The 21,917-nt window shown below is 55.7% G+C and carries 21 protein-coding genes; 14 read left to right on the top strand and 7 right to left on the bottom strand.

Features of this window, described 5'->3' with window-relative positions:
* Positions 1-8 precede the first annotated feature (8 nt).
* The 4 genes from plsY to ACHUEV_RS12380 are packed head-to-tail and all read right to left on the bottom strand — an operon-like array spanning position 9 to position 3,422.
* Positions 9-617: a glycerol-3-phosphate 1-O-acyltransferase PlsY gene (plsY, locus tag ACHUEV_RS12395; protein ID WP_394180308.1), complete on the bottom strand. Its 609-nt coding sequence runs from the start codon at positions 615-617 to the stop codon at positions 9-11.
* A complete protein-coding gene (pyrC, locus tag ACHUEV_RS12390; protein ID WP_394180306.1) occupies positions 617-1,897 on the bottom strand; it encodes a dihydroorotase in 1,281 nt (426 codons plus the stop codon). The genes plsY and pyrC overlap by 1 nt, the downstream gene beginning before the upstream one ends.
* A gap of 40 nt (positions 1,898-1,937) precedes the next feature.
* A complete protein-coding gene (locus ACHUEV_RS12385) occupies positions 1,938-2,459 on the bottom strand; it encodes a hypothetical protein (protein ID WP_394180304.1) in 522 nt (173 codons plus the stop codon).
* Positions 2,460-2,465: 6 nt separating this feature from the next.
* Positions 2,466-3,422: an aspartate carbamoyltransferase catalytic subunit gene (locus ACHUEV_RS12380; RefSeq protein ID WP_106746351.1), complete on the bottom strand. Its 957-nt coding sequence runs from the start codon at positions 3,420-3,422 to the stop codon at positions 2,466-2,468.
* Between the two features lie 183 nt (positions 3,423-3,605).
* On the opposite strand from ACHUEV_RS12380, the gene ACHUEV_RS12375 reads away from it, so the two are divergent.
* From ACHUEV_RS12375 to ACHUEV_RS12360, 4 genes are read left to right on the top strand one after another with little or no spacing between them, the layout of a single operon-like run.
* Positions 3,606-4,385, top strand: coding sequence for a uracil-DNA glycosylase (locus ACHUEV_RS12375; RefSeq protein WP_394180302.1), 780 nt, complete (start codon positions 3,606-3,608; stop codon positions 4,383-4,385).
* Positions 4,382-4,924 carry a molybdenum cofactor biosynthesis protein B gene (gene moaB, locus ACHUEV_RS12370; protein ID WP_394180300.1) on the top strand — a complete coding sequence of 181 codons (543 nt, stop codon included), beginning with the start codon at positions 4,382-4,384 and terminating at the stop codon, positions 4,922-4,924. Before ACHUEV_RS12375 ends, moaB begins: the two co-directional genes overlap by 4 nt.
* A 58-nt stretch (positions 4,925-4,982) precedes the next feature.
* On the top strand, positions 4,983-6,440 hold the full coding sequence (locus tag ACHUEV_RS12365) for an efflux RND transporter periplasmic adaptor subunit (RefSeq protein ID WP_394180298.1): 1,458 nt from the start codon (positions 4,983-4,985) through the stop codon (positions 6,438-6,440).
* On the top strand, positions 6,440-9,838 hold the full coding sequence (locus ACHUEV_RS12360; RefSeq protein WP_394180296.1) for an efflux RND transporter permease subunit: 3,399 nt from the start codon (positions 6,440-6,442) through the stop codon (positions 9,836-9,838). The genes ACHUEV_RS12365 and ACHUEV_RS12360 overlap by 1 nt, the downstream gene beginning before the upstream one ends.
* Here ACHUEV_RS12360 and ACHUEV_RS12355 read toward each other — a convergent pair.
* Entirely contained in the window at positions 9,835-10,653 is an 819-nt protein-coding gene (locus tag ACHUEV_RS12355) for a protein-disulfide reductase DsbD domain-containing protein (RefSeq protein WP_394180294.1), read from the bottom strand. The two genes, ACHUEV_RS12360 and ACHUEV_RS12355, sit on opposite strands and share 4 nt — an antisense overlap.
* Before the next feature lie 87 nt (positions 10,654-10,740).
* Here ACHUEV_RS12355 and ACHUEV_RS12350 point away from each other — a divergent pair, with 87 nt between their 5' ends.
* Positions 10,741-11,310 carry a YqgE/AlgH family protein gene (locus ACHUEV_RS12350; RefSeq protein ID WP_394180292.1) on the top strand — a complete coding sequence of 190 codons (570 nt, stop codon included), beginning with the start codon at positions 10,741-10,743 and terminating at the stop codon, positions 11,308-11,310.
* Here the strand turns inward: ACHUEV_RS12350 and ACHUEV_RS12345 are convergent.
* Positions 11,307-11,867 carry a TlpA disulfide reductase family protein gene (locus ACHUEV_RS12345; protein ID WP_394180290.1) on the bottom strand — a complete coding sequence of 187 codons (561 nt, stop codon included), beginning with the start codon at positions 11,865-11,867 and terminating at the stop codon, positions 11,307-11,309. The two genes, ACHUEV_RS12350 and ACHUEV_RS12345, sit on opposite strands and share 4 nt — an antisense overlap.
* 14 nt (positions 11,868-11,881) lie before the next feature.
* On the opposite strand from ACHUEV_RS12345, the gene argH reads away from it, so the two are divergent.
* The 5 genes from argH to ACHUEV_RS12320 all read left to right on the top strand — a co-directional run bounded on the left by argH (position 11,882) and on the right by ACHUEV_RS12320 (position 17,784).
* A complete protein-coding gene (argH, locus tag ACHUEV_RS12340; RefSeq protein ID WP_394180288.1) occupies positions 11,882-13,270 on the top strand; it encodes an argininosuccinate lyase in 1,389 nt (462 codons plus the stop codon).
* Positions 13,267-13,440, top strand: a complete 174-nt coding sequence (locus ACHUEV_RS12335; RefSeq protein ID WP_165793412.1) for a hypothetical protein — start codon at positions 13,267-13,269, stop codon at positions 13,438-13,440. Before argH ends, ACHUEV_RS12335 begins: the two co-directional genes overlap by 4 nt.
* Positions 13,440-13,778, top strand: a complete 339-nt coding sequence (locus tag ACHUEV_RS12330; RefSeq protein WP_394180286.1) for a DUF2834 domain-containing protein — start codon at positions 13,440-13,442, stop codon at positions 13,776-13,778. The genes ACHUEV_RS12335 and ACHUEV_RS12330 overlap by 1 nt, the downstream gene beginning before the upstream one ends.
* Positions 13,779-13,850: 72 nt before the next feature.
* Complete coding sequence (gene lysA / locus ACHUEV_RS12325; RefSeq protein ID WP_394180284.1) at positions 13,851-15,119, top strand: diaminopimelate decarboxylase; 1,269 nt, start codon at positions 13,851-13,853, stop codon at positions 15,117-15,119.
* A 43-nt stretch (positions 15,120-15,162) separates the two neighbouring features.
* A complete protein-coding gene (locus ACHUEV_RS12320) occupies positions 15,163-17,784 on the top strand; it encodes a TIGR02302 family protein (protein ID WP_394180282.1) in 2,622 nt (873 codons plus the stop codon).
* A 7-nt stretch (positions 17,785-17,791) separates the two neighbouring features.
* Here ACHUEV_RS12320 and ACHUEV_RS12315 read toward each other — a convergent pair whose 3' ends face one another.
* Positions 17,792-18,658 carry a zinc-ribbon domain-containing protein gene (locus ACHUEV_RS12315; RefSeq protein WP_394180280.1) on the bottom strand — a complete coding sequence of 289 codons (867 nt, stop codon included), beginning with the start codon at positions 18,656-18,658 and terminating at the stop codon, positions 17,792-17,794.
* A 167-nt stretch (positions 18,659-18,825) separates the two neighbouring features.
* Between ACHUEV_RS12315 and ACHUEV_RS12310 the strand changes: the two genes are divergently transcribed.
* Genes ACHUEV_RS12310 through ACHUEV_RS12295 form a run of 4 tightly spaced genes read left to right on the top strand, consistent with a single transcriptional unit; the run spans position 18,826 to position 21,707 of the window.
* Positions 18,826-19,500, top strand: a complete 675-nt coding sequence (locus ACHUEV_RS12310) for a cell division ATP-binding protein FtsE (protein ID WP_394180278.1) — start codon at positions 18,826-18,828, stop codon at positions 19,498-19,500.
* Positions 19,497-20,381 (top strand): cell division protein FtsX, encoded by an 885-nt coding sequence (locus tag ACHUEV_RS12305; protein ID WP_394180276.1) that lies wholly within the window; start codon positions 19,497-19,499, stop codon positions 20,379-20,381. The genes ACHUEV_RS12310 and ACHUEV_RS12305 overlap by 4 nt, the downstream gene beginning before the upstream one ends.
* Positions 20,378-21,106: a lysophospholipid acyltransferase family protein gene (locus ACHUEV_RS12300; RefSeq protein WP_394180274.1), complete on the top strand. Its 729-nt coding sequence runs from the start codon at positions 20,378-20,380 to the stop codon at positions 21,104-21,106. The genes ACHUEV_RS12305 and ACHUEV_RS12300 overlap by 4 nt, the downstream gene beginning before the upstream one ends.
* Positions 21,099-21,707, top strand: a complete 609-nt coding sequence (locus ACHUEV_RS12295; protein ID WP_394180272.1) for a pyridoxamine 5'-phosphate oxidase family protein — start codon at positions 21,099-21,101, stop codon at positions 21,705-21,707. The genes ACHUEV_RS12300 and ACHUEV_RS12295 overlap by 8 nt, the downstream gene beginning before the upstream one ends.
* The last annotated feature ends 210 nt before the right edge of the window (positions 21,708-21,917 follow it).

The raw sequence follows: 21,917 nt of genomic DNA, 5'->3' as shown, positions 1-21,917 counted from the left end.
TTTTTTGGTTAACCCTTTGCCCCGATCTTGGTCTCGGTGTTGGCTTTCAGGCGTTTGATATTGTCCCAATGCCGAAAATAAATCAGCAGACAAAGAAGCGCGGTCAAAAAGAAGCTATGCCCATAGCCAGTGAACGCCATCACGATGGGCGTCCAACCCGCAGCGACCAGCGCAGCAAGCGATGAATACCTCGTGACTGCCGCCATCACGAGCCAGATCAGGCAGGCCACCAATCCCATCGGCCATGCCAGTGCCAGCAAAATACCGATGTAAGTCGCAACACCCTTACCGCCCTTGAAATTCAACCATACGGGAAAGCAGTGCCCAACAAAGGCAGCAAACGCGCCGATCTGCGCGGCGTCTTCGCCCGCAATGGCGCGGGCAAGCAATACGACGATCGCCCCTTTGGCGGCATCAAACAGCAAGGTGAGCGCAGCCGCCTTTTTGTTGCCTGTCCGTAACACATTGGTCGCGCCAATATTGCCTGACCCGATTTCGCGGAGGTTCCCAAGGTTCATCACACGCGCCATGAGCATACCGCCGGACAACGACCCGAAAAGATAACCAATCACAGCCCATAAGGCTAAAACCGCAAAGCCACTTTCAATTGCAGGCATTATGCTTTCTCCCAAACGCGTTCGCCATCGACCCAAGTTCCCAGCACCTTGCCCTGCATACGCGCACCGTCAAAGGGGGTATTTTTCGATTTTGACAAAAGCATAGTCCGGTCTAATTGGAACGGGGCATCTGGGTCGAACAAGATGAGGTCAGCTGGCGCACCTGCAAGTAACCGACCGGCGTCAAGCCGTAGCAACCGTGCCGGGTTCAGCGACAACGCCCGGAACAGTCGCGGCAGGTCGATCATTTCCGCGTGGTACAGGCGCAAAGCGGCGGGCAGCAGCGTTTCAAGTGCTACGGCACCGCTCGCGGCTTCCTCATAGGGCAGACGTTTGCTTTCTTCGTCTTGCGGCGTGTGCATCGAACAGATGATGTCGATCAGCCCGTCAGCGACAGCTTGGACAACTGCGACGCGGTCTTCTTCGCTGCGTAGGGGCGGTTTGACCTTAAAGAAGGTACGGTAGTCCGCGACATCCATTTCATTCAGCGTCAGGTGATGAACGCTAACGCCAGCGGTAATATCAAGCCCGTTACGCTTAGCGCGTTCTAGGGCGGGCAGGGCGCGGGCTGTCGTGATTTGGCTTGCGTGATAACGCGCGCCGGTCATTTCCAGCAGTGCGATATCGCGGTCCAGCGCCATGCGTTCAGCCATAGGGGACACGCCGGGCAGACCGCGCAGCGATGCGAACTTGCCAGAGGTTACAGCAGCACCTTTGGAAAGCCCCGGATCTTGGGTGTGACCGATCACCAATGCATCCAAACTACGCGCATAGGTCAGCGCGCGGCTGAATACTTTGGTATCAGTAACCACCCGGTCAGCGTCAGAAAACGCAACTGCGCCGGCATCTTGCAAAAAGCCAATCTCGGTCATTTCACGGCCTTCACGGCCTTTGGTCAAGGCCGCCATAGGCAAGACGTGAACAGGCGCGTCCGCTTGGGCACGGCGTTCAACGAATTCCAGGATTTCAGGCGTGTCGATGGATGGAATGGTGTCAGGGCGGGTCACGATCGTGGTCACACCTCCTGCCGCTGCCGCACGCCCAGCGGAGCGAAAGGATTCTTTGTGCCGCTCACCGGGTTCTGACACCTTGACACCGATATCGATAATGCCGGGGGCAAGACACTTGCCGCCGCAGTCGACCACGGTCGCACCATTCGCGTCGGGGGCGGTTTCATACACGTCAACGATCTTGCCGTCTCGCACCAACAACGCCCCAAGGCTATCTGTCAGGGCCACCGGATCAATCAGGCGCGCGTTGGTAAATAGCATATCGGTCATGCGATGGGTCCTGTTTCAAATTCTAGCGGGCAGCGTGGAGTCATCCGGCGATCCAAATCATCATGGCCACGATCAGAAACATCACGATAAGGGCGGCAGTTGCGACCATCCCGCCAATACGTGCATCCGACTTTGGGGCTTTGGTAGGCTTGGGGGTAATGACGCCTTCGGCACCTTCAGAGGGCAGTTCAGTTGGCGGTGTCATGCGAATGGTTGGGCTGTATGTCGTGACATGCCGTAGATCGGGGGCAAGGCTCAAAGTAACGTCTTGTCCGCCAGTCGCGCGTGAAAGCAGCAAAATCGCGTAACCCGTGATCGCATCGACCGCCGCCTTATCGACCGCGTCGGGCTGCATGTCATACCCCGAAGCGATATAGTCACTCAGGCTCATATCGCCCAAATCAGCAATGCAAACGACATCAACGTAGGTCACATCAAGGCTAGTGCCGAACAGGTCCGTAATCCCTTTGGGGGACTTTCCCGTCACTTCTGGCGGCAACGGCGACTCGGTCGCGAAGACCCGAATTTGTCCGTGATCATTGGCGGGGATGTTAAGCTGCATCAGTCGTCACACCATTTGCCCTTGCGGCGTACGGCTCGCGCGAAGGTTTTGTGCCAATAGGTCCATTGCAGCCATACGCACGGCGACGCCCATTTCGACCTGTTCTTGAATCACAGAGCGGTTGATGTCGTCAGCGATATTACCGTCGATCTCGACACCGCGGTTCATGGGGCCAGGGTGCATGACGATGGCGTCAGGTTTGGCATGCGCCAGTTTGTCTGCGTCCAGCCCGTAACGGTGGAAATATTCACGCTCTGAAGGGATGAACCCGCCATCCATGCGTTCCTTTTGCAGCCGAAGCATCATGACAACATCGACGTCTTTCAGGCCTTCTTCCATGTTCTCGAACACTTCGCAGCCGAATTCATTCATCCCCGAAGGCATCAAGGTTGGAGGCGCGATCAGGCGAATGCGGTTTTCCATCTTGCCCAGTAGCATGATGTTTGACCGGGCGACGCGGCTATGCGCGACATCGCCGCAAATCGCGATGGACAGACGGTGAAGCCGGCCTTTGGCCCGGCGAATGGTGAGCGCGTCCAGCAATGCTTGCGTTGGATGTTCGTGTTTCCCGTCGCCAGCATTCAGCACCGCACAGTTGACCTTTTGCGCAAGCAAATCGACCGCACCAGAATGTGGGTGCCGAACAACCAGCAAATCAGGGTGCATCGCATTCAGTGTCAGCGCCGTATCAATCAGGGTTTCGCCCTTTTTGATCGAAGACGCCTGCATCCCCATGTTCATCACGTCGGCGCCCAAACGTTTACCCGCGATTTCAAAACTCGCCTGTGTTCGGGTCGAATTTTCAAAGAACATGTTGATCTGCGTCATGCCCGCCAACACATCGCGATGCGCAACGCCGCGCCGGTTATGTTCAGCATAGCTATCGGCTAAATCCAGCAGCGTGGTAATTTCCGTCGGGTGCAGATGTTCAATGCCCAAAAGATGTTTTGCGCGAAATGTCATGATCGGCCCCTTGTCACGGTTTAAAGTGCTTATAGCAGTCCGCGAAGGGGCATCAATGGTTTGCTAGGCATTGGAGTATTGGTTCTGCAATATGCAAACTTCCCGTAGCATCCGTGCGTTCTTTCCTGCAGATTTTGCACAAGCCACTGCACATCCTATGAATTCCCGCGTAGTCTATGCGACATGGATTCGGGGAATACATATTGGGATGACCGCGCGCTGCTGGAATGGCAGGTGGAACTGGGGGCGACTGACGCCATTCAGGACACCCCTGTTGACCGCTACACGCTTGAGGCAGCCAAGCCGAAACCAAAACCCGAAACTCCGACAGGCCCGCCACCTATACCTGTAGAAGTCGAAGTTGACGTTGTCGCAGTTGCCAAAGCAGCCGCGGCGAATGCGACAGATTTGCCTGCGCTTGCTGCTGCAATGCAGGCGTTTGAGCATTGTGAGATCAAACGCGGCGCGCGGTCTTTTGTCTTTAGCGATGGCAACCCCGAAGCAAGGGTGATGATCGTAGGTGAGGCGCCGGGCCGTGAAGAGGATCGTGCTGGTAAGCCATTTGTCGGACGAGCTGGGCAATTGCTTGATCGGATGTTGGGTGCGATCAATCTGGGGCGCGCGCAAGAAGATGCTGCCCGAAGCGTTTATATCACGAACGTGATGCCGTGGCGGCCGCCATCGAACCGGACACCTGATAATGAAGAAATCGCAATGATGCTGCCGTTTTTGGAGCGGCACATTGCGCTGGTCGATCCAGATGTCGTGATCTTGATGGGAAACACGCCGTGTCAGGCGCTTCTTGGGCGAACAGGGATTACGCGGATACGCGGGACATGGACCGAGGTATTGGGCAAACCTTGCCTGCCAATGTTCCACCCGGCCTATCTGCTACGCAACACTGCGGCCAAGCGCGAGGCCTGGGCCGATTTGCTTGAAGTTAACGCGAGATTAAAGACATGAGCCGGATTGACGAGGCGCTTGATTTTGTACCTGTCCGCATTGCTGTACTGACTGTAAGTGATACCCGACAGTTGGAAGATGATAAATCAGGTCAGACACTTGTTGATCGGATCACTGCCGCAGGACATGTAGTAGCGGATCGCAAGATCATCGCTGATGAACGGGCGCAGATTGCTGACCAGCTGCGTGCATGGTGCGGTGATGATGATATCGACGCTGTCATCTCGACCGGGGGTACCGGGCTTACGGGGCGCGACGTGACGGTTGAGGCACACCGCGATGTGTATGAGAAAGAAATCGATGCCTTTGGCACGGTTTTTACCATCGTTAGCATGCAAAAAATCGGGACAAGTGCTGTGCAAAGCCGCGCAACTGCTGGCGTGGCCCAAGGCACATATCTGTTCGCTTTGCCAGGCAGTCCGGGTGCTTGCAAGGACGCGTGGGATGAAATTTTGTGCAAACAGCTCGATTATCGGCACCGTCCCTGTAACTTTGTCGAGATAATGCCAAGATTAGATGAACATCTGCGACGGAAATAGTTTTGTATTCCGTATAACCTAGCAGAAATGCATTTGCGTTTAGCTCAAGGAAATAAATATGCGGTTTTTGCGACGTAGCCTGACTGGCGTCTTTCTTTTGGCGGTGACGCTTGTCCTACTTGCTTGGGCGGGCAGTCTAATACGTGGCGCAGTCGTTGCGAAGATGAACCAAGAACCGCGCAGTTTCCCGCAACGTGAACGCGTTTTGTCGGTGAATGTCGCTATGTTAGACCCGCAAACCATCGTTCCAGAGCTAACCGCTTTTGGTGAGCTTCGTAGTCAGCGGACCCTCGATTTACGCAGTGCCACGGGCGGTATTGTTCAGGAAGTCAGTGAATCCTTGATTGATGGCGGGACCGTGACAAAAGGCGAACTGTTGTTGCGTATCGATCCCGGCGTCGCTGAGGCCGCATTAGATCGTGTCCGCGCGGATTTGCAGGATGCAGAGGCTGAATTGCGCGATGCCGAACGTGCCTTGGTTCTGGCCGAAGATGAATTAACGGCTGCACGGTCGCAATCTGCACTGCGCGATCAGGCATTGACACGGGCGCAAGATTTGGCTGGGCGCGGCGTGGGAACGGCAGCGGCTGTTGAAACGGCTGAACTGGCATCATCCTCTGCGCAGGCTGCGGTGCTGACGCAGCGCCAGTCAGTCGCATCCGCCCAAGCCCGCATTGATCAGGCAACGACCAGCCTTGCCCGGCAACGGATCAACTTGGCCGAAGCTGAACGCGACCTAGCCGATACCGAAGTTTATGCTGCATTCGACGGACAGCTTTCAGATGTGACCGTCAGCGCCGGAGGCCGTGTTACGGCAAATGAATCCTTCGCGAAGCTCGTTGATCCGACGCAGCTAGAGGTCTCGTTTCGTGTCTCTACCTCGCAATACGCCCGTCTTTTGGATGGTCAGGGCAAGTTGGTTCAGGCGCCTGTCAACGTCGCACTGGATGTTGCCGGTCTTGACCTGACCGCGACCGGAAAAATTACGCGTGAAAGCGCGTCTGTCGCAAGTGGCCAAACCGGTCGGTTGTTGTTCGCCACATTAGACACTGCGCTGGGCTTTCGCCCCGGCGATTTTGTGACTGTGCGCATTGATGAACCGGCGTTAGAAAACGTGGCATTGGTCCCCGCAACAGCCGTGGCCGCAGATCAAACCGTCTTGCTGATAGGCGACGACCAACGGCTGTCTGTTGGGCAGGTCAGTTTGCTACGCCGTCAGGGCGACAACGTGATTATCAGCGTCGGCGACTATGCCGGCCGCGCGATCGTTGCTGAGCGTTCACCGTTGTTGGGCGCAGGGATCAAGGTCAGCCCCATAATGCCAGAAGGGCAAGAAATCGCTGTGTTCGAGCCTGAAATGGTAACGTTAGACCCTGAACGCCGGGCAAAGTTAATCGCCTTTGTTTCGGCTGGTCGGATGCCCGACGATGTAAAGGCTCGCATTATCGGACAATTGGAACAAGACGAGGTGTCATCTGAAACGATTGAACGCCTCGAAAGCCGGATGGGCAGCTGATGGTTACGGGCGGCGAACAGCTTAGCACTGGCGCAAGCGGCGTGTTGTCATATTTCACGCGTCACCGGACGGCAGCGAACCTGCTGCTGGTTCTGATGCTCGCGGCGGGCCTTTTGGCGCTGCCCAAAATGCGAGCGCAGTATTTTCCGGATGTGGTCGTTGATGACTTGTCTGTTTCGGTTTCGTGGTCAGGGGCCGGTGCCGAAGATGTAGACACTGCCATCGTGCAGGTTCTTGAACCTGCGCTGTTGGCCGTCGAAGGCGTGATGTCCTCGACCGCGACTTCAGTCGAAGGTCGGGCGACAATTCGGCTAGAGTTTGAACCGGGCTACGACATCGAACAGGCGACCGAAGATGTGCAGCTTGCTGTCGATAGCACGAGCAACCTGCCAGCCGACGCCGATGACCCCAATGTGCGGCGCGGAGGCTGGTCGGACACGGTCACTGATGTGGTCATCGCAGGTCCCGTTGGGGTCGATCAGCTGGCAAGGTTCGCAGATGAATTGGCTACGCGTCTGTTCGCAGAAGGCGTCACGCAAGTGTCTGTACAAGGGGTTGCGGCCCCTTCCACCATCGTCGAGGTGCCTTCGCTTTCAATTATCGAGTACGATATCGGCCTAAGCGATATCGCGTCACGTATCGCCGAAGAAGCCGCGGCAGACCCTGCTGGCGACGTGTCTGGGAATGCGCGTGTGCGTACAGGTGTAGCAAAGCGAAGTGCCGAAGATATCGGTGCGATTGTGTTGCGCTCAAACGCTGACGGATCACAATTAACGATAGCTGATGTTGCGACCGTGCGCGTCGAAGGAACCGATCGCGAACGTGCGTATTACGTTGATGAAAACCCCGCAATCAAACTAAAGGTCACGCGTTCCGCACAGGGTGATGCAATCAAATTGCAGCATACCGTTCAGGATGTCGCGCAAGAACTGACCGCGTCGCTGCCCGAAGGCGTATCTATTCAACTGACCAACGGGCGCGCCGAACTGATTACCGCGCGCCTTGAAATTCTGATGGAAAACGGTGCGACTGGACTATTGCTCGTCGTTGTCTTGCTGTTCCTTTTCTTGAACGCGCGGACCGCGTTTTGGGTCGCTGCGGGTATCCCGGTGGCAATGCTGGCTGCGATTTCATTGATGTATATCTCTGGGATCACGTTCAATATGATCTCTATTTTCGCGCTGATTATCACGCTGGGGATCGTGGTGGATGACGCCATCGTAGTGGGTGAACACGCGGACTACCGGGTGCGCCATCTGGGCGAACACCCTGTTATAGCCTCTGAAAATGCGGCTAAACGCATGTTTAGTCCCGTTCTATCTGCGACGATCACGACGGTCATCGCTTTCTATGGCCTTGTGTTAATCGGCGGGCGCTTTGGCGATTTGATCGGCGATATCCCATTCACGGTGATCGTCGTGTTGATCGCCAGCTTGGCCGAATGCTTTTTAATCCTTCCGAACCACCTGTCCCACACCATTGGCCATTCGGCGAAAGATCACTGGTACGACGCTCCGTCGCGTTTCGTAAACAAAGGCTTTGTCTGGTGCAGAGAGACACTATTCCGCCCGTTTATGGGGTTTGTCGTTTGGGCACGGTATCCAGTCTTCGCGCTGGCGCTGCTGACGCTTGCCTCGCAACTTGCGTTGTTTATCCGTGGCGACGTCAGTTGGCGGTTCTTCAACGCGCCAGAGCAAAGCCAAGTCACAGGTAACTTCGCGATGCTGCCTGGTGCGACGCGCGAGGACACCATGGAAATGATGCGCGAAATGCAGCGTGCTGCAGATGAATTGGGCGCCAAATACGAAGAAGAATACGGCAATAACCCCCTGAAATTCGTCGTTGCTGAAATCGGTGGAAATTCGGGTCGTGCGATTGCTGGGTCTGATACCAAAGACGCGGACCAGTTGGGTGCGATCACGATTGAGTTGATCGACCGTGATAGCCGCCCCTATAGCAGCGCCGCATTTGTAAGCGCCCTACAAGACAGCATTCAACAGCACCCGCTGGCAGAAACGGTTAGTTTTCGCCGTTGGGGAAGCGGGCCGGGTGGCGATAGCCTCTCGGTGCAGATGTTTGGCGCAAATAGTGACACTCTCAAGGCGGCTGCCGAGGCCCTGAAAACCGAACTGGCGCAATTTGGAGAAGTCTCTGCGCTAGAGGATTCACTGTCATACGACAAGGAAGAAATGATCCTCGAGCTGACACCGCAGGGCGAGCGTCTGGGCCTAAGCATTGACGGGCTTGGCAGCGTACTGCGGAACCGCCTAGGTGGGATTGAGGCCGCGACATACCCAGACGGAACACGTTCGGCGTCGATCCAAGTCCAGTTACCTGAAACAGAATTGTCAGCGGATTTCCTTGATCGCATGCAGATAAGAACATCCGATGGTGTCTATGTTCCGCTGGGCGACGTCGTCACGGTGCAAACACGCACTGGATTTTCGACTGTGCGGCGCGAAAACGGTATTCAGTTGATCGCCGTAACAGGTGATCTGGATAGCGACGACGCAACGCGAGCCACTGAAATTCAGACACTAATCAACGACGATATCTTGCCCCGCGTCGAAAGCAATTTCGGTATCGAAACGCAGTTGTCGGGGCAAAGCGAACAAGAGCGCGAATTTCTTTCGGATGCCCGCACTGGTCTGATCTTGGCGTTGTTGGGGATTTACCTAACCCTTTCGTGGATTTTTAGCAGCTGGACGCGGCCCATTGTGGTGATGTCGATCATTCCATTTGCATTGGTCGGCACGATCTACGGCCATAACGCGTGGGGCATTCCGATGAGCATGTTCACCGTTATTGGCCTGATCGGGATGGTCGGGATTATCATCAACGACAGCATCGTTCTGGTCACGACAATCGATGAATACGCAGAAGAACGTGGCCTGATCCCTGCGATCATCGATGGGACGGTCGATCGTTTGCGTCCGGTCATGCTGACCACATTGACGACCGTGCTTGGGCTTGCTCCACTCCTTTATGAAGGCTCTACACAGGCGGAATTCCTTAAACCGACCGTGATCACACTGGTCTTTGGTTTGGCGTTTGGCTTCTTTTTGGTGCTGCTAGTTGTGCCTTCTGTCATGGCGATGCAGGCAGATTTCCAACGACAAGTCACAGCAGCAAAGCGCGCATTACGCGCGCGTCGGGCAGCGATGTCTGTGCCTGCCGCGTTGGCAGGGATTGCAGCGGTGGGTTTGTTTGCCGCGCTGATCGCGCCGCTGCTGCTGACAGGGGCGCCATGGGCGGGGGCGGTGGCGGTATTGCCAATGCTAGCCGCTGGCGGATTTGGCGTGGCGTTCGGGATTTATGTCGTGCTGCTATTTGTGCTGCTGCTGGGCATTTATGCGTCCAGCATGATTGGCATAGGCCTTAAGCGTGGCAAAGCCTAGCTGCTTGAACAGCCGTGAATCTCGACCGCTTGGTGCCCGCCTAAGACAGTGATTTTGATCTTTGAGCGATCAAGGCCAAACGCGGTTTCGGTATTATGCACCATATCGACCGTTGCGCTAATCTGATTGCCAGTACGCTGGGTTTGCGCTTCGGATACCCAGATGTTTGCATCACCAGCTTCTACGATCACAACGTCAGACGACCCGAGCGGAGCAAGGTCAAATTTCGTCGTAACGCGTAGCCCATCGTGAATCGGATCAATTGCGCAGGTCACGTCACCAACACCGGCCTCACTTTGCGTCAGCGGACGGTTAACAAGTGCGGCAGTTATCGCACTATCGCGAGAGCCGCGGATCGGTAGTGTCGCATCAAAGTCGAGGCTGACAGGGATACAGATTTCTTCGCAAACACCGAGATCAATCTGACCTGTAATTTGCATCGGCTGGTCAGGTGTTTTGCTAAACACGGTAAGCGGAAAGACCACGCCGTCGTGGTATCCAATCGTTTGCACGCCGTTGCTGTCGAATACTTCGGGTACCGGCCAATGAGGGGCAACGGCCTGAATGTTCTGAGATCCCGTAAATGAAAATATCGGGGGAATTCCTGCGTCACCGGGCGCACGCCAGTAGGTTTTCCAACCCGGCGCCAGTGTGATTCGAAGGCCCGCAATATGGTCGCCGTTTGCGGCGCGCCATCCCGGCAGGACTTCGACTTGAGCAAGCTTGTCCAAAGGCAATGCTAGGCTAGCAGAGGGTGCGGCCAACAGGGCAAAGGGTATCAGGGTAATCATACGCATGCAGATGTAATTATGCATTCTGACTGCAATGGGAAGTCACGTTCAGGCGAGTAATTGCAACGTTGTTACTTGCATAACCTGCCCTAGATGAACAATTTAGGGGCCATGGAAGCCCAAGATACCAGCCTGACGGGTAAGCTGCTGATCGCCATGCCTGCCATGGACGACCCGCGTTTCGCTCATAGTGTGATATATATGTGTGCCCATTCTGCGGATGGGGGCATGGGATTAATCGTGAATAAGCCCCAGTCTCAGATACATTTTTCGGATCTTCTGGAACAAATGGGTATCAAAAAAGCAGAGGGCGTTCGTGACATCCGTGTCCATTTTGGTGGCCCGGTTGATCAGTCACGCGGATTCGTACTGCATTCCAGTGAATACTCTTCGGATGTTGGCACCCTCGAGGTTGCAAAAGATATTTCGATGACGGCGACGATGACGGTTATCGAAGATATTGCAAAAGGTAACGGCCCCGAGACATCCATGCTTGCGCTTGGTTACGCTGGCTGGGGTCCCGGTCAGCTTGAGTCTGAGATCGCGCATAATGGTTGGCTGACATGCGATGCGCATAGCGACATCATATTTGGCCGGGCAAACGACCATAAATGGTCGGCGGCGTTAAAGCGTATGGGAATTGATCCGTTGCTGCTATCGGGGTCCGCTGGGCGGGCCTAACTGCCCCTTGCGATCAACGCTTCCATCACCGCTATCGCGCTATCGCTTGACCAGTCAGCCTCGCCTTGCATACGCGCGATTTCGTTTCCTTCACGGTCAAGCACAACAGTGACGGGCAACCCAAGAACGCCCATGCTGCGCGAAAGCGATTGGCGCGGGTCAGTGTGTTTTGGTAAATTCTCGACTTCGATTTCAGCAAAGAACCGATCAATCGCCGGGGCAGGGTTGCGACCTGTCGCGATGGTCACGACTTGCATATCGTCGCCGCCCATCAGGTCTTGGAGCGCAGAAAGTTGCGGCATTTCCTGACGACAAGGCGCGCACCAAGTCGCCCAAAAATTCAAAACGACATACTGCCCTTCATAGGCAGCCAAGGTCATTTCGCTTCCATCTTCGGCAAAAAACACAGCGTCTGAACTATCCACGGCTGTTTGGTGAAACATGAGCTTGCGCATGTTTCCTTCGCGCAGTGCCTCAATCGCGGCAGTGTCGGCGGTGGCAGTATTTGCAACAACAGCTAGGGCCGTATAAAGCAGGGCTGACATTAACTTCCGCATAGGCTTTTTTCCTCATGACCAAGACCGCAAACTCGATGTGGGGCGGGCGTTTCGCCGCCGGACCAGACGCGATTATGGAGGCGATTAACGCTTCCATCGGGTATGACCGCCGCCTTGCGCCGCAAGACATCACAGGTTCGCTTGCCCATGCAACCATGTTGGCTGCTAAAGGCATCATCAGTGATACCGATGCCGCGGCGATTAAGGAAGGTCTGGTCACCGTATTGTCAGAGATTGAAACAGGAAAGTTTGAATTCTCGGCTGCGTTGGAAGACATCCACATGAATGTGGAATCGCGTTTGAAAGAACTGGTTGGCGAACCTGCAGGTCGCCTCCACACGGCCCGGTCGCGTAACGATCAGGTTGCCGTCGATTTCCGCCTTTGGGTGCGTGATCAATGTGACCAAGCGGACGAAGCGTTAGCCGCCCTACAAAAGGCTCTGCTTGGTCAGGCCGAAGCTGGCGCAGACTGGGTCATGCCCGGCTTTACCCACCTGCAAACTGCGCAGCCTGTGACATGGGGTCATCATATGCTGGCCTATGTTGAAATGTTCGCACGTGACCGTTCGCGTTTTGCCGATGCACGCAAGCGTATGAACACATCGCCTTTGGGTGCGGCAGCGCTGGCTGGGACTTCCTTCCCGATTGATCGTGAGATGACAGCAGAAGCCTTGGGCTTTGATCGTCCGATGTCCAACTCTCTGGACGCCGTTTCTGACCGTGACTTTGCGCTCGAATTCCTTGCCGCAAGCAGCATTTGTGCCATGCACCTGTCACGCATGGCCGAAGAGCTGGTGATCTGGTCGTCTGCACAGTTCCGCTTTGTGAAGATGTCCGACAAATGGTCAACTGGGTCTTCCATCATGCCACAAAAACGCAACCCCGACGCCGCTGAACTGATCCGCGCTAAGATCGGCCGCATCTTTGGTGCCAACGTTGCGCTGATGACAGTGATGAAGGGGCTTCCGCTGACCTATTCCAAGGATATGCAGGAAGACAAAGAACAAACCTTTGATGCCGCAGACAACCTGATGCTGGCATTGGCCGCGATGACAGGCATGGTTTCAGATATGACCGCGAACCGTGAAAGCCTCAAAGCGGCGGCTTCCAGCGGATTTTCGACTGCAACTGATCTGGCGGATTGGCTGGTGCGCGAACTTGGGCTACCGTTCCGTGACGCGCACCATGTGACCGGATCGCTTGTTGCTATGGCCGAAGGTAAGGACTGTGACCTGCCAGACCTGACGCTTGAAGACATGCAGTCAGTTCACGCTGGTATCCGCGCCGATGTTTTTGATGTGCTTGGGGTAGAAAACTCCGTCGCCTCGCGAATGAGCTTTGGCGGCACAGCCCCAGAGCAGGTTCGCGCGCAGGTCGCGCATTGGAAAGAGGTACTTGGATGAAACGAATTGCTTTGATTCTGTCGGTTGGTGCACTGGCCAGTTGTGGCGCCGATGGCGCGCCATGGCGGCCCGCTGCAAACGTTGGGCTTAGCGTTGGTACTGGGGGCGTAAGCACCAGCACCAGCGTCGGCGCAACTAATGGTGCCGTCAGTGTTGGGGCTAGTTTCTAATGCGTCCGGTTTATCTAGTGTTGGCCATTTGGGGCGCGGTACATCCGATGTACTTTTTCATTCAGTGGTTTCAGCTTGAAGGCTGGAGCCTTATCGGGCTGGTTGACGGTTGGCGCGCGAACTTAGCGTCAACTGGTCTGACTTGGGATGTAACGATTGCTGCAATCGTACTGATCATTTGGATTTTATCCGAGGTGGCAAAGACGCGTAACTTAAGAAGTTTGTGGGCGATCGCCGCTACGATCTGCATCGGGGTAAGCTGTGGCTTGCCGCTTTATCTCTATCTGCGCGACCGGGTCGTTTTTTCACGCGACACCCATACAGTTCGCACGCTGTAACCGCGAAACAAGGGTTGGTCTTTGTCCTTGATCTGATATGTCCAAGACTGATTTTGGACAAGGAAGACAGGTTTGGATCACTTTCTGTATCGTGATGGCGCGCTATTCGCCGAAGATGTACCCGTAGCTGACATCGCAGCTGCGGTTGGCACCCCGTTTTATGTCTACTCCACGGCGACGCTGAAACGTCACTTTACGCTCTTTGACGAAGCACTTTCATGGGGTGACCACCTCGTTTGCTTCGCGATGAAGTCACTGTCTAATCAAGCCGTTCTTAAGGTCCTTGCTGACCTTGGGGCTGGCATGGATGTTGTATCCGTAGGTGAATACATGCGCGCCAAAGCTGCTGGCGTTCCCGGTGACCGCATCGTGTTTTCGGGTGTCGGGAAAACCGCAGACGAAATGCGCGTGGCGCTCGAAGGCGGTATTCGCCAGTTCAACGTCGAAAGCGAACCCGAGATGGCGATGCTTGACTCTGTTGCGCAGTCGCTAGGAAAAGTCGCGCCAATCACGGTGCGGGTGAACCCAGACGTAGACGCCAAAACGCATGCCAAAATCGCGACCGGCAAATCCGAAAACAAGTTCGGCATCCCGATTTCGCGCGCGCGCGAGGTCTATGCGATGGCTGCTAAAATGCCGGGCCTTAAGGTCATTGGGATCGATGTGCACATTGGGTCACAGCTAACCGAACTTGCCCCCTTTGAAGCGGCCTATAAAAAAGTCGCTGAACTGACAGAACAGTTGCGCGCTGATGGTCATGAAATAAGCCGCCTCGATTTGGGTGGCGGTCTTGGTATTCCTTATACTCGCTCGAATGAGGCACCTCCGCTACCTACCGAATATGGTGCGATGGTTCAGCGAACTGTTGGTCATTTGGGTTGCGAGATTGAGATCGAACCGGGTCGTCTGATTTCTGGCAATGCAGGGATTTTGGTTTCGAAGGTGATCTATGTGAAATCCGGTGAAGATCGCGAATTCCTGATCATTGACGGCGCTATGAACGATCTGATCCGTCCCGCGATGTACGAGGCATGGCACGATATCATCCCTGTTGTTGAACCTGCACCGGGTGAAGAGCCTGCGAAATACGATATCGTTGGCCCAATCTGCGAAAGCGGCGATACCTTTGCTAAGGCGCGCGAAATGCCCGCTGTCGGCCCCGATGATTTGATCGCGTTCCGATCTGCTGGTGCCTATGGTGCCGTGATGGCGTCCGAATACAACTCGCGTCCCTTAATCCCAGAGGTTTTGGTCGATGGGGATCAATTTGCAGTTATCCGTAAGCGCCCGACCTATGAAGAAATGATTGCGCGCGATACACTACCCCCATGGCTAAAGTAGCCGAAGTAACAGGAGAGGCCCGCTGAAGGACCAGTCCGAGCAATTGCGTCACCTGCGCTGGCCTATCACGCTCACGCGTTTGGGCATGATCGCAGAACAAACCGTGCGGGCATTTTGGCCGCTTTGGACGGTGCTGTTGTTGATTCTGACGCCTTTGATGATGGGCTGGCACGAACAGCTCCCGCTTGAGGCATTCTGGGCTGGTGTCGTCGTCGCAGCGCTCGGGACTTTTGCTGCACTGTTTTGGGGGCTGCGCTGGTTTCGTATTCCCAAACGGTCAGAGGCCGTCGCGCGTGTTGACGCCGCGATGCCGGGCCGCCCGATTGCGGCCATTGCTGATACACAAGCCATCGGCGCAAGTGATCCAGCTTCGCAAGCTGTTTGGAATGCGCATATCGCACGCATGGCTGAACGAACGAAATCAGCCCATGCGATTGAGCCGAACCTACGGCTGACGGATCGCGATCCATTTGGTTTGCGGTTTATCGCTTTGCTGTTCTTCGTGGTTGCTTTGTTGTTCGGGTCGCTTTTGCGGGTCACGACAGTTGGCGACATGGTGGCAGGTAGCGATCCAAGCCTTGTCACCGGTCCGGTCTGGGAAGGCTGGGTTGAACCCCCTGCGTACACTGGCAAACCTGCGATTTATCTGAATGATATCCCCGCCGGGGATTTGGCCGTACCCGAAGGTAGCCAAGTGACCCTGCGCCTATATGGCGAAGTCGGCGCGCTGACGGTTGCAGAAACCATTTCAGGGCGCACAGGCGAAGTGGGCGCTGCGTCTGACGCGCAACAGCAGTTTAATGTGACGCACTCAGGGACCTTGTCGGTTGCGGGCGAAAACGGCATTGCTTGGGACATCACTGCAATCACGGATTTCCCGCCAGAGGTCGAACTAACCGGCCCGATCGAATCTGATGCGATGGGCGAACTATCCCAGCCGTTTATGGCGCTGGATGACTATGGCGTCGAAAGCGGCACTGCGACGATTGCCTTGGACCTGACTGCGGTAACCCGCGAATACGGTCTGACCATCGACCCTGATCCGATCGAACCTTTGGTGTTGGACTTGCCGATGCCGTTCACTGGGGACAGGACAGATTTCGAAGAATTCCTGATTGAGAACCTGAGCGAGCATCCTTTGGCCAACTTACCAGTGACGATGCAGTTGCAGGTGGTTGACGCAGCTGGGCTAAGCACTGACGCCCCGGCGGAACCTATGATCCTACCCGGGCGGCGATTCTTTCAGCCGTTTGCCAAAGCGGTCATCGAACAGCGCCGTGATCTGATGTGGTCCAAAGCGAACGTGCGTCGCGTGGACCAAGTGCTGCGTGCGCTGTCCAACCGGCCAGAAGACCTTTCCATCGAAGAGGCACCTTATCTGCGCCTTCGCACGATTATCCGCCAATTGGACCGGATGGCCGAATTCGGCATGAACGACGAAGGTCAGGCCGAGATTGTCGATGCGCTTTGGGAATTGGCGGTGCAGCTCGAAGATGGCCGTTTGGCCGATGCGCGCAAGCGGCTTGAGCGCGCCCAAGAGCGTTTGGCAGAGGCGATGCGCAATGGCGCGTCCGACGAGGAAATCGCCGAACTGATGCAGGAATTGCGCGAAGCAACCAATGATTACATGCGTATGTTGGCCGAAGAAATGGAACCAAGCGATGGGACCGATCAGGCTGACAACAGTGGGAACTCGACTGAACTGTCGATGGATGAACTTCAGGCGCTGATGGATCGTATCGAAGAGCTCATGCAAGAGGGTCGCATGGCCGAAGCGCAAGAGCTGATGGAACAGCTGAACGAGATGATGGAAAACCTGCGCATCACGCAAGGTGAAGGTGGCGATGGGCCACAGACACCGGGCCAGCAGTCGATGCAGGATCTTGCTGAAACGCTTCGCGACCAAGAAGATCTTTCGGATGATGCGTTCCGCGACTTGCAAGAACAGTTCAATCCCGGCCAACAAGGCGAACAACAGCCGCAGCCCGGCCAACAAGGCGAACAGGGCCAAGAGGGCGAGCAACCGGGGCAACAGCCCGGCCAGCAAGGCCAAAGCGGTGAACAGCCCGGCCAAGATGGTCAGCAGGGCCAAGGCGAAAACCCCGGCGATGGCGGGCAGGGCGGAGAGCAAGGTGAGGGTAGTTCAGGCGGCGAAGGCGATGAACGCAGCCTTGCTGAGCGGCAGCAAGCGTTGCGCAATGAACTGCAGCGACAGCGCGAAGGCCTCCCAAACCTTGATGGCGAAGCCGGTGACATCGCGCGCAACTCGCTTGAACGTGCCGAAGGTGCGATGGAAGGTGCCGAAGACGCATTGCGCGATGGTGATTTAGCCGAAGCAATTGACCGTCAGGCCGAAGCGATGGATGCTCTGCGCAATGGGATGCGTGAACTGGGGCAGGCGCTGGCAGAAAACGGTAATAACGAACCGGGGCAAGGTACCGAGCAAGGTGAAGCATCGGGTCGTCCTGTTCCCGGTGCGCGTGACCCGTTGGGCCGCGAGATCGGAAACACGGGGCTTTCGGGCACTGATCAGGAACTGTTGGGTGGCGAGGATGTAAACCGTCGCGCAGAGGAACTGTTGGACGAAATCCGTCGCCGGTCTGGCGATCAGGAACGCCCAGAGATCGAGCGCGACTATTTGCGCCGCTTGCTCGATCAGTTCTAGTTAGGGCTTAGTCCAGTGGGGCTGTCGGCATCGAAGCTGGCGCCGTTTCAATCGCGAGCGCATCTGTTGCTGGTGCCGCAGAAATAGGTGCTGCTTCTGCCCCGGTAAATCCTTCGATCATCGCCCGCGCTGTCTGGAACTGCTCGTTCAGCCATAGACGCAGGTTATCGACCGTTTCGATATAGGTTTCCATCGGCTCAGCGACTTGCGGGAACTGTTCGACGATCTGGTCAGCAAAGAAATACGGCGCGATCAAAATTGCCAAAAGCAATAGCATCAAAACAAAGCCACGGCGGAAGCCGCGACGCTTGGCTACTTCTTCTTGTTCGCTTTCAGTTAGGATGCCGTCGCCCTGAGAACGGGCACGCAGCTGTTCATTGATTTCGTCGATGCTTGGTACGGTGCGCAAGTTCGCGTCAGCAGCTACAGCGCCAGTTGCGGCGGCAGCAACCGTTGCAGGCGTTGTTGTATCTTCGGCAGCCATCATGGAAATGCGGCGGCGGGTTTCATCGGCGTTAACTGTCTCGGCTGGTCGATTGAGCGCCGGTTCGCGAACGTCCTCCGCAGGAGCGGCAACTGTCTCGCCTTGCTCAACTGCTTTTTCGCGGGCAGCTTCCTGACGCAAGATATCTGCAATGGATGAATCAAGAGGCTTGCGCTTGGTTACAGCGGATTCGACTTCGGCGGCGACAGATGATGCCGCAGTAGCAGCGGCCGCAACCGCAGGGGCGACAACGCTAGCGGCAGGTGGCGTTTCTTCGGTTTGGAACCATGTATGTGAACAGCTTGAACACTGTACGTCGCGACCGCCTTCTGGAATTGCATCACTGGCGATATCGTACTGTGCGTTACACTTGGGGCAAATCAGCCGCATTTCTTATTATCCTTCTGCCCTACACAAAATTACTAAATTACTAAATCCGTCTGTAATCTAGCAATCATAGCGTCAAACGCAAAGCTTTTGCGCGATTGTGACTTCAGCGGTCATTGTAACCGTGCGCTGATTTAGGCAATACATGCGCGTGACGCAAAGGAAAAACCGTGATTGAACTGGATAATGTGTCGTACGGCCATAATGGATCGGCACTATTTTCTCAACTATCTCTGACACTTGCACCCGGATCGTTTCAATTTCTGACGGGTCCGTCGGGGGCTGGAAAGACGACATTGTTGCGCTTGTGCTACGCAGATTTGCAGGCGCAACGCGGCAAGGTGCGATTGTTCGGACAAGACGCTACAACCCTAGATCGTGATGGGGTGGCGATGGCTCGCCGTCGGATAGGTGTGGTGCATCAGGACTGCCAGTTTTTGGACCACCTGAGCGTCGCCGAAAACATCGCTTTGCCCCTGACTGTCGCTGATCGCGTGTCCGAAGCTGCAGGGAATCTCAAGGAACTGCTTGCGTGGGTTGGGCTGGGTGCGCAATCCGGTCGGCTGCCACCAGAGCTGTCTGGCGGAGAACGCCAGCGCGCCGCACTTGCACGGGCGGTGATCATGTCACCTGAAGTCATTATCGCGGATGAACCCACCGGCAATGTGGATTGGGAAATGTCGCAACGGCTTTTGGGGCTCTTGGTCGAGCTAAACCGGATGGGAAAAACCGTACTGATCGCGACCCATGATTTGACTATGATCAGATCGCTGAAATCAGATGTAGATGCACGTGTGCTGCGGCTAAAGGATGGGCAGCTGACGACAGCGGGGGCTGTGCTATGAAAGCGCTGCTGGATTTAATTGTCGGTGACCCGCAGGCTGACCGCGTCGTGCCGCCGACAGGTATCACTGCACGGCTGACTGTCTTTGTCTCTGCAGTAATGGCGTTCTTGGCGATTATCGCGCTGGCTTTGTCCCTATCGACGGGGCGCGTAGCGGATCGTTGGGCAGATGAGCTGGCCCAAGCAGCAACACTGCGCCTGCCTGCCGACCCGGAACTAGCGAGTTCCCATCTGATAAAGGCGTTAGAGGTGCTTGAAACGACCCCTGGCGTGGCAAGCGCACGCGCGCTGTCAGGCGAGGAACAGCAAGAACTACTTGCACCGTGGTTCGGTGATGACTTGCCGCTTGATACGCTACCTATTCCGCAACTGGTCGAAATCATTGCAGAGGATGCGCCCTATGACGTCGAAGGCCTGCGGGCACGATTGTCGGCTGAAATTCCCGGCGCAGTTCTTGATGATCATGCGAACTGGCGTGATCCTCTGCTTGCTGCGGCTGGACGCGTTCGACTGATTGGCTGGTTCGTGATCTTGCTAATTGGCGCAAGTGTCGCAGCGATGATCACGCTTGCAGCGCATGCATCTTTGGCAGCGAATGCGCAGGTGATCCGGGTTCTCCGACTAGTGGGTGCGCGCGATGTCTATATCGCGCGGGCGTTTGTGCGGCGTTACACGCTTCGGGCTGGATTAGGGGCCATTGCGGGCGTTGTGTTGGGCTTGATTGTGTTGCAGGTTTTGCCCGACGGCGGCGGCTTCTTTGCTGAGGTCGGGTTTGAAGGCGCGGGATGGATTTGGCCGGTTGTGATGCCACTGTTGGCTGCGATCACTGGTTTCTTTGCGACACGGGCAGCTGCATTTGCGAGATTAAGGGAACAAACATGAGTTATGCAATCCAGTGGCTGCGGTCGCTTATTTTCATTGGACAAATGTACGTGGCGATGCTTGTCGTTGGCGTCCTATACTTTCCAGCCGCCATCGTATCGCGGCATGGTGCGATTGCGGGCTGTCATGCTTATGTGCGGTATGTGCGCTGGTCGTCGTCATGGATGATCGGGCTAAAGTGGGAAATTCGTGGAACCCCTCCAACAGACGAAGTCATGGTCGCGGCGAAGCATCAGTCGTTCATGGATGTGCTGGCGATTTACGGCGCCATCCCCCGCGGTAAATTCATTATGAAGGCGATCCTGAAATATGCGCCAATCATCGGACAGTTTGGTCTGCGCATCGGTTGTATCCCGGTGAACCGCGGCAAGCGCGGTGCAGCCATTAAAAAGATGTTAGAGGACGTAAAAGCAGGGCGCGCTTTGCCCGGTCAGCTAATCATCTATCCGCAGGGAACGCGGATCGCGCCAGGCGTAAAGGCCAAGTACAAGATCGGAACGGGTTTGCTTTACCGTGAATTGGGCCAGCCAGTGGTTCCAGTCGCGACCAACGCTGGGCTGTTCTGGCCGAAACGCGGGATATACCGCAAGCCGGGTACGGCTGTCTTTGAATTCTTGCCACAAATTGAGCAAGGCCTAGACGTCGACGTATTCATGGCAAGGCTTGAAGAAGAGATCGAAACGGCATGCGATAGGCTCAACGCCGAAGCCGGTTTCAATGGATAACCACACGGTCACTGATATTGCGGCACTGGAAGAGATCTACGGCAAACCGGGCAAGGCATCGCTGATAAAAGTCGCCGACCACCAGACACCCCTCTACCGCAAATGGATCATGGCGTCGCGATTTTGTGTCGTATCCACCGTTGGCCCAAATGGCACCGATGGCAGCCCACGTGGCGATGATGGCCCTGTCGTTCAGGAGCTGGACTCAAAGACACTGTTATTGCCCGACTGGCGCGGTAACAACCGTATGGATACACTGCGCAACATCGTTCAAGACGGTCGGATCAGTCTGATGTTCTTTGTACCGGGGTCCAACAATGTCGTCCGGGTCAACGGCACCGCAATTGTATCGCTTGATCCCGACCTGTTGGGGCGGTTTGATCAACGGGGTAACCACCCCCGCAGTGTTGCGGTGATTGCCGTGGCCGAGGTCTACAGCCAATGCGCACGTGCTTTGCTGCGTGCTGGGATTTGGAAAGCAGATGACGAAAGCGCCAACTTGCCCACCGTTGGACAGATGCTTGCCGAGCAAGAAGCAGGGTTTGATGGTGTCGAATATGACGCGAGCTGGGGCGCACGAGCAGAAAAGACGATGTGGTAGGTATTGATCGGTTAGCAAACGCCAAGCGACTTTGAATATTACGTCAAAGATATACTCAAACAAGTTTTGGTGCGGTTGCAGCAAATAACCGCTTGGAGCCCAAAGTGCATGAATGCTGATGTGCAGCGAATGGCGGCTTCGGCATCCGAATTTAAGTCATGATGATTGGCTGCGCTTGTAATCAACGATAGCATTTGAAGAATGATAGAA

Origin of the sequence: Yoonia maritima (genome assembly GCF_043641945.1) — a bacterium.
GTDB classification, from domain to species: Bacteria; Pseudomonadota; Alphaproteobacteria; order Rhodobacterales; family Rhodobacteraceae; genus Yoonia; species Yoonia maritima_B.
Note: the sequence above shows the minus strand (reverse complement) of the source record. Positions and strands in the feature narration are given on the sequence as shown.